At 67.5% G+C, this 16,132-nt stretch carries 14 protein-coding genes; 5 read left to right on the top strand and 9 right to left on the bottom strand.

The annotated features are described in order from the left end of the window. Positions 1-2 precede the first annotated feature (2 nt). Positions 3-1,115 carry an alpha-ketoacid dehydrogenase subunit beta gene (locus AB4Y67_RS15670; protein ID WP_441406686.1) on the bottom strand — a complete coding sequence of 371 codons (1,113 nt, stop codon included), beginning with the start codon at positions 1,113-1,115 and terminating at the stop codon, positions 3-5. Beyond that, complete coding sequence (pdhA, locus tag AB4Y67_RS15665) at positions 1,112-2,386, bottom strand: pyruvate dehydrogenase (acetyl-transferring) E1 component subunit alpha (protein ID WP_441406685.1); 1,275 nt, start codon at positions 2,384-2,386, stop codon at positions 1,112-1,114. Before pdhA ends, AB4Y67_RS15670 begins: the two co-directional genes overlap by 4 nt. 159 nt (positions 2,387-2,545) lie before the next feature. Here pdhA and AB4Y67_RS15660 point away from each other — a divergent pair, with 159 nt between their 5' ends. After that, entirely contained in the window at positions 2,546-3,010 is a 465-nt protein-coding gene (locus tag AB4Y67_RS15660; protein WP_346925226.1) for an Lrp/AsnC family transcriptional regulator, read from the top strand. Between the two features lie 15 nt (positions 3,011-3,025). Here the strand turns inward: AB4Y67_RS15660 and galU are convergent, their stop codons facing one another. The 7 genes from galU to paaA all read right to left on the bottom strand — a co-directional run bounded on the left by galU (position 3,026) and on the right by paaA (position 8,909). Then, on the bottom strand, positions 3,026-3,916 hold the full coding sequence (gene galU, locus AB4Y67_RS15655) for a UTP--glucose-1-phosphate uridylyltransferase GalU (protein ID WP_441406684.1): 891 nt from the start codon (positions 3,914-3,916) through the stop codon (positions 3,026-3,028). A gap of 99 nt (positions 3,917-4,015) precedes the next feature. Further along, positions 4,016-4,795: an enoyl-CoA hydratase/isomerase family protein gene (locus AB4Y67_RS15650; RefSeq protein WP_441406683.1), complete on the bottom strand. Its 780-nt coding sequence runs from the start codon at positions 4,793-4,795 to the stop codon at positions 4,016-4,018. A gap of 34 nt (positions 4,796-4,829) precedes the next feature. Next, a complete protein-coding gene (paaE, locus tag AB4Y67_RS15645) occupies positions 4,830-6,062 on the bottom strand; it encodes a 1,2-phenylacetyl-CoA epoxidase subunit PaaE (RefSeq protein WP_441406682.1) in 1,233 nt (410 codons plus the stop codon). A 15-nt stretch (positions 6,063-6,077) separates the two neighbouring features. After that, on the bottom strand, positions 6,078-6,647 hold the full coding sequence (paaD, locus tag AB4Y67_RS15640; RefSeq protein ID WP_441406728.1) for a 1,2-phenylacetyl-CoA epoxidase subunit PaaD: 570 nt from the start codon (positions 6,645-6,647) through the stop codon (positions 6,078-6,080). Positions 6,648-6,658: 11 nt separating this feature from the next. Next, positions 6,659-7,579, bottom strand: coding sequence for a 1,2-phenylacetyl-CoA epoxidase subunit PaaC (gene paaC, locus AB4Y67_RS15635; RefSeq protein ID WP_441406681.1), 921 nt, complete (start codon positions 7,577-7,579; stop codon positions 6,659-6,661). Next, the gene (gene paaB, locus AB4Y67_RS15630) at positions 7,576-7,881 is read right to left on the bottom strand and encodes a 1,2-phenylacetyl-CoA epoxidase subunit PaaB (RefSeq protein WP_024367847.1); all 306 of its coding nucleotides are present in this window, start codon (positions 7,879-7,881) and stop codon (positions 7,576-7,578) included. Before paaB ends, paaC begins: the two co-directional genes overlap by 4 nt. Beyond that, positions 7,878-8,909 carry a 1,2-phenylacetyl-CoA epoxidase subunit PaaA gene (paaA, locus tag AB4Y67_RS15625; RefSeq protein ID WP_441406680.1) on the bottom strand — a complete coding sequence of 344 codons (1,032 nt, stop codon included), beginning with the start codon at positions 8,907-8,909 and terminating at the stop codon, positions 7,878-7,880. Before paaA ends, paaB begins: the two co-directional genes overlap by 4 nt. 190 nt (positions 8,910-9,099) lie before the next feature. On the opposite strand from paaA, the gene AB4Y67_RS15620 reads away from it, so the two are divergent. From AB4Y67_RS15620 to AB4Y67_RS15605, 4 genes are all read left to right on the top strand, one after another. Continuing rightward, the gene (locus AB4Y67_RS15620; protein WP_441406679.1) at positions 9,100-10,179 is read left to right on the top strand and encodes an LCP family protein; all 1,080 of its coding nucleotides are present in this window, start codon (positions 9,100-9,102) and stop codon (positions 10,177-10,179) included. Positions 10,180-10,249: 70 nt separating this feature from the next. Continuing rightward, positions 10,250-12,466 carry a S9 family peptidase gene (locus AB4Y67_RS15615; RefSeq protein WP_441406678.1) on the top strand — a complete coding sequence of 739 codons (2,217 nt, stop codon included), beginning with the start codon at positions 10,250-10,252 and terminating at the stop codon, positions 12,464-12,466. 483 nt (positions 12,467-12,949) lie between these two features. After that, on the top strand, positions 12,950-13,603 hold the full coding sequence (locus tag AB4Y67_RS15610; protein ID WP_441406677.1) for a peptidoglycan-binding protein: 654 nt from the start codon (positions 12,950-12,952) through the stop codon (positions 13,601-13,603). A 92-nt stretch (positions 13,604-13,695) separates the two neighbouring features. Next, entirely contained in the window at positions 13,696-16,068 is a 2,373-nt protein-coding gene (locus AB4Y67_RS15605) for a hypothetical protein (RefSeq protein WP_441406676.1), read from the top strand. The last annotated feature ends 64 nt before the right edge of the window (positions 16,069-16,132 follow it).

Genomic DNA, 16,132 nt, shown 5'->3' with positions numbered 1-16,132 from the left:
GGTCAGTCTTCCCACTGGAGGTCGTCAACGGCGTCGAGGATGCGGTCAACGCCGGGCAGGTAGTAGTGCTCAAGCTTGGGCGCCGGGTACGGCACGTCGAAGCCGGTGACGCGGCGGATCGGCGCGGCCAGATGGTGGAAACAGCGTTCCTGGACCCGGGCCACGATCTCGGACGCCACGGACGCGAAGCCGTGGGCCTCTGCGATGACCACGGCGCGGCCGGTCTTGCGGACCGAAGCGCAGACCGTTTCGTCGTCGAACGGCACGATCGAGCGGACGTCGATCACCTCGAGGGAGCGGCCTTCCTCGGCGGCCGCCGCGGCGGCGGCGAGCGCCGTCGGGACGGACGGTCCGTAGGCGATCAGCGTGGCGTCCGTGCCGGGGCGGGCGACGGCGGCCCGGCCTTCGGAGGACGTGCCGCGCTCGATGTTCTGCGTGTGTTCGGCGCGGAGGGCGCCCAGGTCCACCTGGTCCTTGGACCAGTACAGCTTCTTGGGCTCCATGAACATCACGGGGTCATCGGAGTCGATGGCCTCGCGGAGCATCCGGTAGCCGTCGGCGACGGTGGCGGGCGTGAAGACCTTGAGCCCGGCGGTGTGGGCGTAGTAGGCCTCGGAGGAGTCGCAGTGGTGCTCCACTCCCCCGATGCCGCCTGCGTACGGGACCCGGATGACGATAGGCAGCTTCACGGTGCCCTTGGTGCGGTTGTGCATCTTGGCGACGTGGCTGACGATCTGCTCGAACGCCGGGTAGGCGAAGGCGTCGAACTGCATCTCGATGACCGGGCGCATGCCGTTCATAGCCATGCCCACGGCCATGCCGACGATGCCGGATTCGGCGAGCGGGGTGTCGAAGCAGCGGCTCTTCCCGAAGGTCTTGGTGAGGCCGTCGGTGATGCGGAAGACGCCGCCGAGCATGCCGACGTCCTCGCCGAAGACCAGGACCGACTCGTCGGCGTGCATGGCGTCGGCCATGGCAGTGTTCAGGGCCTTGGCGAGGGTGATGGTCTGCGGGCCGGTCTTTTCGGCTTCAACAGCAGCCTTGGCGGCCGCCCGGGCGGTCGCGGCGCTGACGTTGCCGTTGACTTCGGAGGACGTGGTGATGGTGGGGCTCATCGTGAGGCCTCCTCGGAGGTCGTGGCGGATGCGGCGTCGCGGGCGAGTTCGTCGGCAAGCAAAGCGGACTGTTCCTTCAGCTGCGGCGTCGGTGTGGAGAACACGTATTTGAACAGGTCCTGCGGTTCCACCGGGACTTCCTCGCTCAGGCCTTCGCGGAGCTGGGCCGCAACGGCTTCCGCCTTCTCGGCGATCCCGGCGGCGCGCTCGTCGTCGAGCAGTCCGCGGTCCGTCAGATAGGTCTTCATCCGGCTCAGCGGGTCCTTGGCCACCCATTCGGCGACTTCGCTGTCCTGACGGTACCGGGTGGCGTCGTCGGCGTTGGTGTGCGCCTGCATCCGGTAGGTGTGGGCCTCCACCAGCAGGGGGCCGGAGCCTTCCCGGGCGAGCTTTACGGCCCGGCCGAGCACGGCCAGGAGGGCCACAATGTCGTTGCCGTCCACGCGTTCGCCGGCCATGCCGTAGCCCACGGCCTTGTGCGCGAGGGACGGCGCGACGGACTGGTGCGCCAGCGGCACGGAGATCGCGTACTGGTTGTTCTGGACGAAGAACACGACCGGGAGGTGGAACACCGCGGCGAAGTTCAGCGCCTCGTGGAAGTCCCCTTCGCTCGTGGCGCCGTCGCCGCACATGGCCAGGACAACGGTGTCCTCGCCGCGCAGCTTCGCTGCGTGGGCCACGCCGACGCCATGCAGCAGCTGGGTGGTCAGCGGGGTGCACTGGATGCCGACCTTGTGCTTGGCCGGGTCATAGCCGCCGTGCCAGTCGCCGCGGAAGAGCGTCATGGTCTGGACGGGATCAACGCCGCGGGCCATCACGGCCACGGAGTCGCGGTAGGTGGGGAATATCCAGTCACCGTCGGACAGGCAGAGGGCGGCGGCCACCTGGCAGGCCTCCTGGCCGTGGCTGGACGGGTAGACGGCCATGCGGCCCTGCCGGACCAGGGCGGAGTTCTGGTCGTTGACGCGACGTCCGACGACGAGCTGCTCGTAGGCGGCCACCAGCTCCTCGTCGCCGGGGAGGGCGTACTCGTGGCCGGGCTGGGTGCCCTGCTCGGTGTGGGGGTTCAGGGTGCCGTCCGGGCCCACCATTTGGATCTGGTGCCGGGCCGGCAGCATGTAGTCCTCAACAGTGATGCCGAACTTGCGCACCGCCTCGCTGACGGCGTCTCCCGGGGCTCCTGCTGGAACTTCCGGGCCGGGCGCGGCAGCGCTGGACGCTTGGTCGTCGGCTCCCGCTTGCTGCGCAGTGTGGTCTGCGGAGATCGTCATTGGTCCGTCCTTCTGTAGCCACTATTCATTCCCAGTATGGCTCGGGGAGATGTTTCGTATCCAGCTCCAGCGGAAATCGTGGAGAAGTCCAGAATATTGGCCTATTCTGGAAGACAAATCGTAAGTGTGAGCTGGATTACCGGCGGAGGTTGTGGACAAATGGCAGAGGCCGAGGCGGAACCGGCGGCGGTGCCGCTGGATGATGTGGACCGGAACATCATTGCGGAACTGACCAGGGACGGCCGGATGTCCGTCACGCAGGTCGCGGAGAACGTCCACATCTCGCGCGCCCATGCGTACACGCGGATAGCCCGGCTGACCGGCGAGGGGGTGCTGACCAAGTTCACGGCGCTGGTGGATCCCATTAAGGCCGGCCTGAAGTCCTCGGCCTATGTGACCCTGAAGGTCCGGCAGCATTCCTGGCGGGAGCTCCGGGAGCTGCTGCGGGCCATCCCGGAGGTGCACCACATTGCGCTGGTGGGCGGCGACTTCGATGTGATCCTGCTGGTGCGTGCAGTGGACAACATTGATCTGCGCCGGGTGATTTTCGACCAGTTGCAGTCCATGCCCGGCGTGCTGGACACTCAGACGTTCCTGGTGTTCGAGGACCTGGACACGCGGTAGCGCAGCGACGGCGCGCTAGCTGACGAAGGCCTTCATCCAGGCCTTGAGCTCCTCGCCGAATTCCACCCGTTCGGAGGCGATCGAGATGACCGCCTTCAGGTAGCTCAGCTTGTCGCCGGTGTCGTAGCGGCGGCCAGTGAAGACCACGCCGTACACGCCGCCGCCTTCGCAGCCGGAGACGGCCAGCGTCTGCAGGGCATCCGTGAGCTGGATTTCCCCGCCGCGGCCGGGCTCTGTTTGCTCCAGCACGTCGAAGACCGCCGGGTGGAGCACGTAGCGGCCGATGACGGCAAGGTTTGAGGGGGCATTGGCTATGGACGGTTTTTCCACGAGTCGGTTGACGCGAACATGGCCTTCGCCGTCGACGGCCGAAACATCGGCGCAGCCATAGGCGCTGATCTCGGCGGGATCCACCTCGATCAGGGCAACCACCGAGCCGCCGGTCCGGGCCTGCACGTCGATCATGGTGCTCAGGAGGTCGTCGCGCTCGTCGATCAGGTCATCGCCGAGCAGGACGGCGAACGGCTCGTCGCCGATGTGCTGGCGGGCGCATAGGACAGCGTGGCCCAATCCCCTCGGGTCCCCCTGCCGGACGTAGTGGAGGGGCCCCAGCGCGGAGGCGTGCTGGACGGCTTCCAGCTTTTCGAGGTCGCCCTTGAGCTCCAGCGCGCGTTCGAGGCTGGGCTCACGGTCAAAGTGGTCCTCGAGGGCGCGCTTTTGCCGTCCAGTAATCATCAGCAGGTCGGTCAGGCCCGCGCGGACAGCTTCCTCAACGACGTACTGGATGGCCGGCTGGTCGACCACGGGCAGCATTTCCTTGGGCATCGCCTTGGTGGCAGGCAGGAAGCGTGTCCCGAGTCCCGCGGCCGGAATGACAGCCTTTGTTACTGCTTTCCCCGAAGTCATAACCGAACCATACAAGCGCATTTTCTAAATGAGAATGGCTTCAACCAAAGACAAGTACCGAGACAACCCGGTCTCAGTACCGCCCGTTTTCCGGCCCGGCTAGCCCCTGAAAACCGGGGTCCGCTTCTCCTGGAAGGCCCGGAATCCCTCGGAGTAATCCTCGGTCTTGCAGAGGCGCGCCTGCTCGGCGTTCTCTTCCTCCATGGACTCCCAGAGCCCCAGCCGCTGGTCCCGGATGTGCGCCACGAGATCCTTGCTTGCAGTGAACGCGCTCGTGGCGCCGGTGGCGGCCTTGGCCACGATCGCCCGGGTGTTCTCCAGCAGGTCAGCCGCGGGCATGGCCCGGCTGAACATCCCCTGGGCCACGGCATCCGCGCCGCTCATGAGTTCGGCGGTGTAGATCAGGTCCAGCGTGCGGTGCATGCCGAGCCGTTCGGTGAAGTACCAGTGCCCGCCGGAATCGAGCGTGGCACCAAGGTTCGCGAAGGGGGATCCGAACTTGGCGTTCTCCGCCACGTACACGACATCCGTGGCGAGGAGCAGCCCCAGCCCCACACCCAGGCAGGCCCCCTGGGCCGCCGCGAAGGTGGGGGCAGGGAAGGCTGTCATCTTCTTCAGCAGCGGCTGCAGGAGCCCGCCCAGGTACCCCTGGACGTCGTCGGTCTCCGGCGTGACGCCTGCGATGTCCCGTCCCGCGCAAAAAGCGCGGCCCTCTCCCCTGAGCAGCAGCGCCCGCACTTCACCGCGCGAGGCGGCGGCAGCGGCGTCGTCGTACGCCTTCGACAGGTCCCGGAGGGCCTGCTCGTCCAGCGAGTTCAGCTTGTAGGGGGCGTTGAGGACGATCTCGGCGACGCCGTCGGCGATGGAGAGGGAAATCATGGGGCTCCTCGTTGGAGTGGTACCGGGTGGTGGGTTAGACGTCGAAGTCGACGGTGACTTCCGGCGTCGTGGGGTGGGACTGGCAGGTCAGCACGTAGCCCTTGTCCAACTCGTCCTGCTCGAGGGCGTAGTTCTCGTCCATCGTGACGGCACCGGTGACCACCTTGGCGCGGCAGGTTCCGCAGACGCCGCCGGCGCATGCGAACGGGACGTCGGGGCGGACCCGCAGGGCCGCGTTCAGGATCGACTCGCGGGCGTGGGTGGGGCTGGCCACCTCACCCTGGAGGCCGTCCAGCTTGAAGGTGATCTTGTACGTGGCCTGCGACTCGTCCACAACCACCGGACGGCCGGCGTTGCCCTCGGGGCGGTCCGRCTTGCCTGTGGTGAACAGCTCGAAGCGGACGTGGTCGGCGTTGACGCCGCGCTCGGCCAGGGTGTCCCGGCACAGCTGGACGAGCTCGAACGGGCCGCACAGGAACCACTCGTCGACGTCGTCGGCGTGGATGGCGGTCCCCAACAGGGCCTGCAGCTTCTCCGCGTCGATCCGGCCGCTGAGCAGCGGGGCGATCCGCTGTTCACGGGAGAGCACATGGTGCAGGGCGAGCCGGGACGGGTACTTGTCCTTCAGGTCGGCGAGCTCCTCGAGGAACATGACGTCCATGGCGGCCTTGTTCGCGTAGACCAGGTCGAAGCGGGTTTCCGGGTGCGCGGCGAGCAGGGTGCGGGCAATCGCGATCACCGGGGTGATGCCGGAGCCCGCGGCGATCGCGACGAAGGAACCCGGCTCCCCCGCCAGCTCGCTGGCCATCTCCTCGGGGTGGTTCATCGAGTTCATCAGGTTCTGCTCTTTGCCGTCCCGGCCGTGCTTGGACACAAACGCGCCCATCGGGCTCATGACGTCCAGGACGTCCCCGGCTTTGAGTTCGGCGTTCGCCCAGGTGGAGAACAGCCCGCCCAGGTCCTTCTTGATCGCGACCCGGATCTCGCTGCTGCCGTCCGCGAAGCTCCGCGGCTCGGCGCAGATCGAGTAGCTGCGCCGGATTTCCTTCGGCTCGCCGGACTCATCCGGCAAGGTGGTGCGCAGCGCGACGTACTGGCCCGGGAGGTAATCGAACTGGCCGGCGAGTTCAGCCGGCACGCCGAAGGTCACCTCGATCGCATCATCAGTGAGCCGGCGGACCTCGTCCACCGTCAGCGGGTGGAAGGACGCACGACGGCGGCCGGTGGCTGCAGCCGTTTCAGCGGCGGTCTGGCGGACAACAGTCATGGGAGCACCTGTTCCTTACAAAACTTTGAAGTAGTCGAACGGTTCCTTGCAGTCCTGGCAGACGTACAGCGCCTTGCAGGAGGTGGAACCGAAGCGGGTGAGTTCCTTGGTGTTCAGCGATGAACACTGCGGGCACTTGACGGCGAGGGACAGGCGGACCGGCCCGGCGTGCCGCAGGGCGGCCGAGTGTCCGGACGGCGGAGCGATGCCGTACTCCTGCAGCTTGGCCTTTCCGGCCTCGCTCATCCAGTCGGTGGTCCAGGCCGGGGAGAGGACCATCTCGACGTTGACGCTCGGGTAGCCGCCGCTTTTAAAGGCAGTCTTGAGATCGTCCCGGATGGCGTCCATCGCAGGGCAGCCCGAGTAGGTCGGCGTGATGGTGATATGAACGGTGGGCACCATCACGCCGTCGGCTGCGTTTGGTTCCTTCGTCACCTGGACGTTGCGCAGGATCCCCAGGTCCTCGATGGTGAGGACCGGGATTTCCGGGTCGCAGACGGTGGCGGCGAGTTCCCAGGCCTTCTGCTCGGGTGTCTTATGCTCCGCCGGGCGGCCGTCCGCGGCCGTGGGGTGGCTGACATACATTTCCATGGTGGTTACCAGCTGGCTCCGGGGTACTCGCGGGCGAGCACCTGCATTTCGGCGAGGAGGTAGCCGAGGTGCTCGGAGTGCAGTCCCCTGCGTCCGCCGCCGGGAGCGGGCTGGACCTTGGGAACTTCCAGCTCGGCCGCGGCCAGGACCTCGCCGGTCAGGCGGTCGAAGTCGGCGCGCAGGCTGGACGGCTCGACGGCGGCGCCGCTCGCGCTGAGGCGGGCGGTGAGCTCGTCGTCGCGGAACAGTTCGTCCACGTAGGGCCAGATGGCCTTGAGTGCGTGGATCATCTTCCCGCGGGACTCTTCCGTGCCCTGGGCGAGGCGCAGCACCCACTGGGCGCTGTGATCGCGGTGGTAATCCACTTCCTTGACGGCCTTCGCGGCAATGCCGGCGAGGGTGGCGTCGGTAGACTGCGCCAGCCGGCGGTAGAGCTCGAACTGGTAGTAGCTGACCACGAACTGGCGGGCGATGGTTACGGCAAAGTCGCCGTTGGGGAGTTCGAAGATCTCGACGGAGCGGAACTCGGGCTCGCGGCGGAAGTAGGCGAGGTCGTCCTCGCTCCGGCCGTCCAGTCCGCCGGCGTAGCTGAGGAACGAACGGGCGTGGCCCAGCTGGTCGAGGGCGATGTTGCCGAGGGCAATGTCCTCTTCGAGCTCAGGGGCGCGGGAGATCCAGTGGCCCAGGCGCTGCGCGAGGATCAGGGCGTCGTCGCCCAGCCGCAGGGCGAACTCGGCGACGTCCTCGTCCGGCTTCGCGGTGCCGCGGCTGACAGCGAGCGCGATGTCCTCGGGGCGGAGGGCGTTGCCGGGGGTGATGCGGGTGGCGCTGGCCGTGGCCTCGCCAGTGCCGCTTGCGCCCTTGACGCCGACGTTGAGGTCGCCGTGGCCGCCGGTTTCTGCCGTAGTTTCGGGTGAGGTGCTCACAGGTGCTTCACGCCCTCGCTCTTGGTGTAGTACGTCGCGTGCCGGTAGTCCTTGCCCTGGGGCGACTCGAAGAACGATCCCTTGGCATCAGGGTCGCTCGAGGCGATGGCGTCGGCCGGGACAACCCAGATGGAGACGCCTTCGTTGCGGCGGGTGTAGAGGTCGCGGGCGTTGCGCAGGGCCATGGCGGCGTCCGGCGCGTGCAGGGAGCCGGCGTGGACGTGGGAGAGGCCGCGGCTGGAGCGGACGAAGACTTCCCAGATGGGCCAGACGTTTCCTGCGTGCGGTTCGGGGGTTGTCATGCTGCGGATTCCTTCTCTGCTTGCTTTTTGGCCTGCTTTTCCGCGTACGCTGCTGCGGCTTCGCGCACCCAGGCGCCGTTGTTGTGTGCTTCGCGGCGCCGTTCCAGGCGCTGGGCGTTGCAGGGGCCGCGTCCGGCGAGGACCTCGTGGAATTCATCCCAGTCCAAGGGGCCGTGCTCCCATTTCTTGGTGTCTTCGTTGAACCGGATGTCCTTGTCCGGGAGGGTGAGCTCCAGGACCTTAACCTGCTCCATCATCATTCCGACGAAGCGGTTGCGCAGTTCGTCGTTGCTGAAGCGCTTGATGTTCCAGGCCATGGACTGCTTGGAGTTGGGCGAGTCGTCATCCGGCGGGCCGAACATCATCAGGGCCGGGGCGTACCAGCGGTTCACGGCGTCCTGGGCCATCTGCTTCTGCTCCGGCGTGCCGTGGGAGAGTTCCAGCAGGATCTCAAAGCCCTGGCGCTGGTGGAAGGATTCTTCCTTGCAGACGCGGACCATGGCGCGGCCGTAGGGGCCGAAGGAGGCGCGGCAGAGCGGCACCTGGTTGGCGATAGCGGCGCCGTCGACCATCCAGCCGATGGCGCCCATGTCGGCCCAGGTGCGGGCGGGGTAGTTGAAGATGGAGGAGTACTTGGCCTTGCCGTCCATCAGGTCCTGCATCATCTGGTCGCGCGGCTGGCCGAGGGTTTCGGCGGCGGAGTACAGGTACAGGCCATGGCCGGCCTCGTCCTGGACCTTGGCCATGAGGATGGCCTTGCGCTTGAGACTGGGGGCGCGGGAGATCCAGTTGGCTTCCGGCTGCATGCCGATAATCTCCGAGTGCGCGTGCTGCGAGATCTGGCGCAGCAGGGTCTTGCGGTAGGCCGGGGGCATCCAGTCGCGGGGTTCGATCCGCGAATCGTCCGCCATGACTTTGTCGAAGTATGCCTGGCCTTCAGCGTCACGCCGGGCCGCATCTTCGGCGCTCTGTTCGTGCCGCGCCGCTGTTGGTTCTCCGGGCACTGACTGCAGGGTCTGCGATGCCATGGTTGCTCCTATGCATTTCCGATAAATAATTACCGACCGTTCGTTCAGGATATGCGGAAGGCGGGAGATGCGTCAAGCACAACGGCGCCCCGCAGGCAGGCATGACGGCGGCCGTCCGGCGCGGCTGTCATCAATGCGCATATTGTGGCGCCTGTCACTATTTGGCGCGCCGCGGTGGTAACGTCCGGCCATGGAAACGTCGCCGGAACCAAAGGAAGCTGCCGCAGGCCCCGCCGCGGCGCCGGGCGGGATGGACCGCCGTCGGACAATTATCATCGCCATCATCGCCGGCCTGGCAGTGGTCGCAGTAGCCTTTGCGGCATTATTGCTGAACCAGCCGCGGACCGAACCCGCGGCCACCGTGGAAACTTCCGCCCCGGCGCCGGAGACCACCCCCGCACCCACTCCGACTCCCACTCCGACGCCGACTCCGGATCCGCCGCCTACGGCGCTGAACATCCTGCTGATCGGCAGCGACAGCCGCGTGAACGACCGCGCAGTCGCCGCGTCCGGCGGAACTTCCGACCAGCGCGGGGACACCCTCGTCTTCATCCACCTCCCGGCAGACCGCACGAGCGTCTACGGCATCTCCATCATGCGTGACCTGTGGGTGGACATCCCCGGCTACGGGTCGGCCAAAGTCAACGCCGGACTCGAACTGGGCGGCGTGCCCCTCATGACCCAGACCGTGGAGGCCTTGCTGGGCCAGAAGATCGACCACACGGTGATGGCGGACTTCCAGGGCTTTGCTGCCATGACGGACGCCCTCGGCGGGGTGGACGTCGATATCAAGCAGCCCTTTCAGGGCACGATCGACGACCACGTCTATTTTCCAGCCGGCGTGAACAAGCTCACCGGGCCGCRGGCGCTGTCCTTTGTCCGCGAGCGCAAGGCGTTCGCGGACGGCGATTACCAGCGGGTGCGGAACCAGCAGACCTTCCTCAAGGCCCTGATGGCCAAAATGGCGGCCGAAGGCGGGCTGTCGGACCGGAATACGGTGAAGCAACTGGTGGCGACCGTCCTCCCCCATGTCACGGTGGACCCGGGGCTCACAGTCGAGACGCTGGAACGCCTCGCCTTCAGCCTGCGCAGCACGGCCCCCGGCAACGGCGTGTTCTTCACGCTTCCCACCGCCGGCGTCGGCACCACCGGGACCGGCCAGTCAGTCATCTGGCAGAACCCGGCCGCCACCGCCGCCGTCGCCGCCGCCCTGTCGTCCGGCACCCTGGGCGAGTACATTGCCGCGAACGGGCTGCAGAACGGGAACTAAGGGCCGCGCCGGCAACTCGGGCGCGGCAAATGAAGGCACRCGCCCGTTGCCCTGATAGTAGATTGGACAAATGACCCAGACTCCCGCGCAGCCGTCCCCTCAGCCCCCTGTTGCCAAGAAAATTCCCGCCCTCCGCACCCACCACGGCGATGCCTTCGAGGACAACTACGAGTGGCTGAGGGACAAGGAATCCGCTGAGGTCGTGGAGCTGCTCAAGGCTGAGAACGCCTACCAGGAGGCAGTGACGGCCCACCAGGAGCCGGTGCGAGAAGCCATCTTCAAGGAGATCAAGGGCCGCACCCAGGAAACGGACCTTTCCGTTCCCAACCGCAAGGACGGCTGGTGGTACTACACCCGCTCCGTGGAGGGCCAGGAATACGGCATCCAGTGCCGCGTCCGGGCCGAGGACACCGGGGACCGCGTGGCCGACTGGACTCCCCCGGCCGTGGAGGTCGGCGTGGAGATTCCGGGGGAGGAAATCCTGCTGGACGGCAACGTCGAGGCAGCGGGCAAACCGTTCTTCGCCGTAGGCGGGGCCGCCGTCACCGTTGACGGGAACCTCTACGCCTACGCCGTGGACAACGCCGGTGACGAACGGTTCACGCTGCGCATCAAGGACCTGCGGACCGGGGAGCTGCTTCCCGACGTGATTGAGAACGTTTTCTACGGCATCTCGTTCTCCCCCGACGGCACACGGATCTTCTACACCGTGGTGGACGACTCCTGGCGCCCCTACCAGGTGAAGTCCCATGTGCTCGGCACGCCCGTCGCCGATGACGAGGTCATCTACCAGGAGGACGACGTCGCCATGTGGCTGGGCTTCGAGCTCTCCGCCGACCGGCGCCACCTGGTGCTGAGCATCGGCTGCTCGGAATTCAGCGAGACCCGCCTGCTGCGCTTCGACGCGCTCGACGCCGGACTCCGCACCGTGATCTCCCGCGACGAGCGCATCCTCTACGAGGCCGAGCCGTTCCTGCTGACGGACGCCGCGGGGCAGCAGGCCGAGGCCATCGTCCTGACCCACAACAAGGACGCCATCAACTCCATGGTCTCCCTCGTGGACCCGGCCGAACTCGCCAAGCCGCTCGCCGAGCAGCACTGGACCGCCGTCGTCGAACATTCCGACCAGGTGCGCGTCAACGGCGCCGGCGTCACGTCGACTCACCTGGTGGTCTCCGTCCGCAAGGACACCATCGAGCGCGTGCAGGTCCTGCCGCTGGCCGGGCTGGGCACGCCGGAGCAGGGTGCACCAGTGGAGCCCGCTTTCGAGGAGGAGCTCTACACCGCAGGCGTCGCCGGCTCCGACTACGAGGCGCCCGTGATCCGGATGGGCTACACCTCCTACTTCACCCCGTCCAGGGTCTACGACTTTGTGCTTCCCACCCCGGAACAGCCCGCCGGCGAGCTGCTCCTGCGCAAGGAGAGCCCGGTCCTGGGCGGCTATTCCGCCGCGGACTACGTCGCCACCCGCGAGTGGGCCACGGCCGCGGACGGCACGCGGATCCCGCTCTCCGTCCTGCGCCACGTCACCGTTGCCCGCGATTCGACGTCGGCGGGCCTTGTGTACGGCTACGGCTCCTATGAGATGAGCATGGATCCGGGCTTTGGCATCCCCCGGCTCTCCCTGCTGGACCGGGGCATCGTGTTCGTCATCGCCCACATCCGCGGCGGCGGCGAACTCGGCCGGCACTGGTACGACACCGGCAAGAAGCTGCAGAAAAAGAACACCTTCACGGACTTCATCGCGGCCACCGACTGGCTGGCACAATCCGGCTGGGTGGACCCGGCACGCATCGCGGCCATGGGAGGATCGGCCGGCGGGCTGCTGATGGGCGCCGTCGCCAACCTGGCCCCGGAAAAGTACGCGGCGATCGTGGCGGCCGTGCCGTTCGTGGATGCCCTGACCACCATCCTGGATCCCGAACTGCCGCTCTCCGCGCTGGAGTGGGAGGAATGGGGCAACCCGATCACCGACAGCTCCGTGTACGAGTACATGAAGTCCTACACGCCGTACGAAAACGTCCGGGCAGTGGCGTACCCCAAGATCGCTGCGGTCACCTCGTTTAATGACACGCGGGTGCTTTACGTGGAGCCCGCCAAATGGGTTCAACGGCTGCGCGAACTCAATACCGGCAGCGAGCCGATCGTGATGAAGATCGAGATGGAAGGCGGCCACGGCGGCGCCTCGGGCCGCTACGTGCAGTGGAAGGAACGCGCCTGGGACTACGCCTTCGTCGCCGATTCCCTGGGCGCCACGGACCTCCTTCCGGGGGCCGGGGTTAAGTAGCGTTCCCCTCATCGGTTGCTCCGTACCCGCCCTTTTGGGACCGCATGAGGGCCGTTACGGAGCAATCGACGGGTCAGGGTGTGCCTTGCCGGGCCGTCACTGTGGCGGCGCCACGCCATCGCCGATTCGCCACGAGTGGCCGCTATGAGACGCCTCATAGCGGCCATTCGCGTCCAGCGGTCGGGCCAACCACGCTCGACGCCGGCCCGTCGCCCATTCGCGTCCAACGGGGGAACCAACCCGGGCTCGACGGCGGCCCGTCGCCCATTCGCGTCCAACGGGGTGATCCGTTGCTCCGTAACTGCCCTCTTGAGGCCGCATTAGGGCAGTTGCGGAGCAATCGTTGGCGGCATCGTCACGGATTTTCGGGAGTCGCCTACCGGATAGATGCTAACCATGCTTACTATTGACCAGCATGAGGCACATCGGTCTGGAAACTGCTCACTGGGGGCAGCAGAAACTGTGCCGGAACTGGAGCTATTCATGAGCACTGAACAGGGATTGACCCCGCTGAGCGACGCTGAACTGATGGCGGAGGCAGGCACTGCACTACCGGACAAGGAGGTGGCCTCCATCCTGGACCTCAACGCAGACCTGGACCTCGGCATCAACGCCGCCGCACCGATCGACCTCGCCATCGCGGCCAACGCCAACGTCGCGGCCCCAATCGACGCTGCGGCCTCCGCGAACATCCTGTCCTTCGGTTCCGACGCCCAGGCGCTGTCCGATCAGGGCGTCATCATCAACCAGGGCATCGACGCCGATGCCACCGCAGAGTCCGCGCAGGACAGCACGATCGAGCAGGACACTGGCAGCACCGACGGCACCGACACGGGCGCCACGGATGTCACGGCCGAGGAAAGTGCCCTGCCCACCGACGTCGCCGGAGCCCTCAACTCCAACCTGCTCAACGTCAACGTGGACCTGGACGCCGCTGCCGACATCGCCGCCCCGATCAACGGTGCCGTGGCCGCCAACGCCAACGTCGCCGCCCCGATCGACGCCGCCGTCGCCGCCAACATCGGCTCCATCGACAGCAACGCCTTCGCCGTCTCGCAGCAGGATGCCATCATCAACCAGAACATCACGGGCGAAGCCACGGCTACGGCCGACCAGCAGTCCGACCTCCGGCAGTAGTTCCCCGGATGAGCACTCCCCTCGGCGGGCCGTCCAACCCGGACGGCCCGCCGGTTTCCTCTGCGCCTGATTCCCCGGCGCTAGCTTCATCTGTGCAAGCTTCCCCTGCGCCGGCTGCCGGCACCCTGCCGGTCCCGGTCCGGGCCGACGGCGTCCAGCTCCTCGGCGAGACCAAGGGTTCCGGCTACCGCGAGGCGCCCTCCCTGGTCCGCCGCGCCGACGGCCAGACCCTCCAACTGACGCCGCTGCTCTATCTGGTGCTCGAAGCGATCGACGGCACGCGCGGCGTCGAAGAAATCGCCAGCCGCGCCAGCACCGGATTCGGCCGGCTGGTCACTGCCGAGAACATCCGGACGCTGATCGACTCACAATTGCTGCCGCTGGGCCTGCTGCAGCTCGCCGACGGCTCACAGCCGGAGGTCCGCAAGGCCGACCCGCTGCTCGGAATGAAGTTCCGCTACACCGTCACGGACCCGGAACGCACACGCCGCATCACCGCCCCCTTTGCCGTGCTCTTCAACCCGCTGATCGTAGTCCTGGTCACCGCGGCGTTCCTCGCCAGCTGCTGGTGGGTGCTGATGGTCAAGGGCCTGGCCTCGGCCACGCATGAAGCGTTCGCCAATCCGGGCCTCGTGCTGCTGATACTGGTGGTGACCGTGTTGTCCGCTGGGTTCCACGAATTCGGGCACGCTGCGGCAGCCCGGCGCGGCGGAGCAACCCCCGGCGCGATGGGCACCGGCCTGTACCTGATCTGGCCCGCGTTCTTCACCGACGTCACCGATTCCTACCGGCTGGGCCGCGCCGGACGCATCCGGACCGACCTCGGCGGCCTGTACTTTAACGCGATCGTCGCCGTCGCCATCATGGGCATCTGGTGGGCAACCGGCTTCGATGCGCTGCTGCTCGTCGTCGTCACCCAGGTGCTGCAGATGGTCCGGCAGCTCCTGCCGCTGGTCCGCTTCGACGGCTACCACATCCTCGCCGACGCCACCGGGGTTCCCGACCTGTTCCAGCGGATCAAACCCACCCTGCTGGGGCTCCTGCCGTGGCGCCGGACTGACCCCGAGGCGCAGGTCCTCAAGCCGTGGGCCCGCGCCGTGGTCACTGCCTGGGTGCTCATCACCGTTCCGCTGCTCCTCTTCAGCCTTGTCCTCATGGTGCTGTCCCTGCCGCGGCTCCTCGGCACGGCGTGGGACAGCGCGCAGAAGCAGTACGCCATGTTCAACCACAGCTTCGGCAGCGGGGACATGGTCGACGCCGCAGTGCGGATCCTGGCGATTGCCGCCGTCGCGCTTCCCGTGGTTGGCATCTTCTACATCCTGTTCCGCCTGGGACGGCAAATCATCACCGGCCTCTGGCAGAAGACCCGCGGCAAGGCGCTCCAGCGCGGGACGGCCCTCGCAGTGATCGCGTCCGTGGTGGCAGGACTCGCCTGGGCCTGGTGGCCCGGCGCCGAAACCTACCGCCCCGTCCAGCCCTACGAGCGGGGCACCCTGGCCGACGCCACCACCGCCGTCTTCCCAGCCGGCGCAACCACAGGCATGAGGGAGGGCCAGTCAGGGCGAACCGTCGCGCTCTGGCCCGCCGGCGCCCAGAAGCCCACCCGTGAGCAGCCGCAGCTCAGCATGGTCCTGGTGCCGCGGAACGCCGGGACGGCCGGGGCCGGGAATGCGGCGCCGCCGTCGTGGGTGTTCCCCTTCGACCGGCCGGCCGCACCCGAGGAGGACGGCAACCAGTCGCTCGCCGTCAACACCACGGACGGTTCCGTTGTCTACGACGTCGCCTTCGCGCTTGTCTGGGCCGACGACGGCGGGGACGTCACCACCCGCAACGAGGCCTACGCCTTCGCCAGCTGCGCGGACTGCGCCGCCGTCGCGGTCGGTTTCCAGGTGGTGCTGATCGTGGGGCAGACCGACGTGATCGTCCCGGAAAACCTCTCGGCGGCCGCGAACTACAACTGCGCGCGGTGCCTGACGTACGCCCTGGCGAGCCAACTGGTCCTCACGCTGGACGGACCGTTGAGCGCCGACGGTATGACCAGGCTCAACGCGCTGTGGCAGCAGATCGCGGAGTACGGGCGGAACCTGCGGAACGTGCCGCTCTCGGAGATCCAGGGGCGCCTGGACGCCTTCAAGCTGCAAATCATGGAGGTCATCAGGAGCGACCCCAGCGCCACCCCGGGCGGTTCCACCGGCACGGCCCCCGCCACGACGGGCAGTTCGCCAGGTCCTTCGACCGCACCCCCTGCCACGCCGGGTCCAACGCCCGGGGCCACTCCGGGTGCCACCTCCGGGGCCACGCCTGGTGTGGCGGGTACGGCGCCAGCAGCTACCTCCACTGCCACGGCGCCAGCAGGGACGGGCCCGGCCGGACCGCAGCCCACGCAGTCCGCGGGAACGGCCACCGGGCCGGCGCCTGTCACTCCGTCGGCCGCTCCAACCGCCACAGCCCCGCCGGCACCGTAGGCACCGCTCCGGTTCCGGCTGACGACGCGCCAACGGACCAGCGCTACGCGGATTCCCGTAGCGC

Source organism: Arthrobacter sp. YAF17 (assembly GCF_052113365.1).
Taxonomy (GTDB): Bacteria; Actinomycetota; Actinomycetes; order Actinomycetales; family Micrococcaceae; genus Arthrobacter.
This window is presented reverse-complemented; position numbering and strand designations above follow the sequence as displayed.

Excerpts from the sequence above, each read along its gene's own strand:
- AB4Y67_RS15670 (WP_441406686.1), bottom strand. The coding sequence starts at position 1,115 with ATGAGCCCCACCATCACCACGTCCTCCGAAGTCAACGGCAACGTCAGC.
- pdhA (WP_441406685.1), bottom strand. The coding sequence starts at position 2,386 with ATGACGATCTCCGCAGACCACACTGCGCAGCAAGCGGGAGCCGACGAC.
- AB4Y67_RS15660 (WP_346925226.1), top strand. The coding sequence starts at position 2,546 with ATGGCAGAGGCCGAGGCGGAACCGGCGGCGGTGCCGCTGGATGATGTG.
- galU (WP_441406684.1), bottom strand. The coding sequence starts at position 3,916 with ATGACTTCGGGGAAAGCAGTAACAAAGGCTGTCATTCCGGCCGCGGGA.
- AB4Y67_RS15650 (WP_441406683.1), bottom strand. The coding sequence starts at position 4,795 with ATGATTTCCCTCTCCATCGCCGACGGCGTCGCCGAGATCGTCCTCAAC.
- paaD (WP_441406728.1), bottom strand. The coding sequence starts at position 6,647 with ATGTATGTCAGCCACCCCACGGCCGCGGACGGCCGCCCGGCGGAGCAT.
- paaB (WP_024367847.1), bottom strand. The coding sequence starts at position 7,881 with ATGACAACCCCCGAACCGCACGCAGGAAACGTCTGGCCCATCTGGGAA.
- paaA (WP_441406680.1), bottom strand. The coding sequence starts at position 8,909 with ATGGCATCGCAGACCCTGCAGTCAGTGCCCGGAGAACCAACAGCGGCG.
- AB4Y67_RS15615 (WP_441406678.1), top strand. The coding sequence starts at position 10,250 with ATGACCCAGACTCCCGCGCAGCCGTCCCCTCAGCCCCCTGTTGCCAAG.
- AB4Y67_RS15610 (WP_441406677.1), top strand. The coding sequence starts at position 12,950 with ATGAGCACTGAACAGGGATTGACCCCGCTGAGCGACGCTGAACTGATG.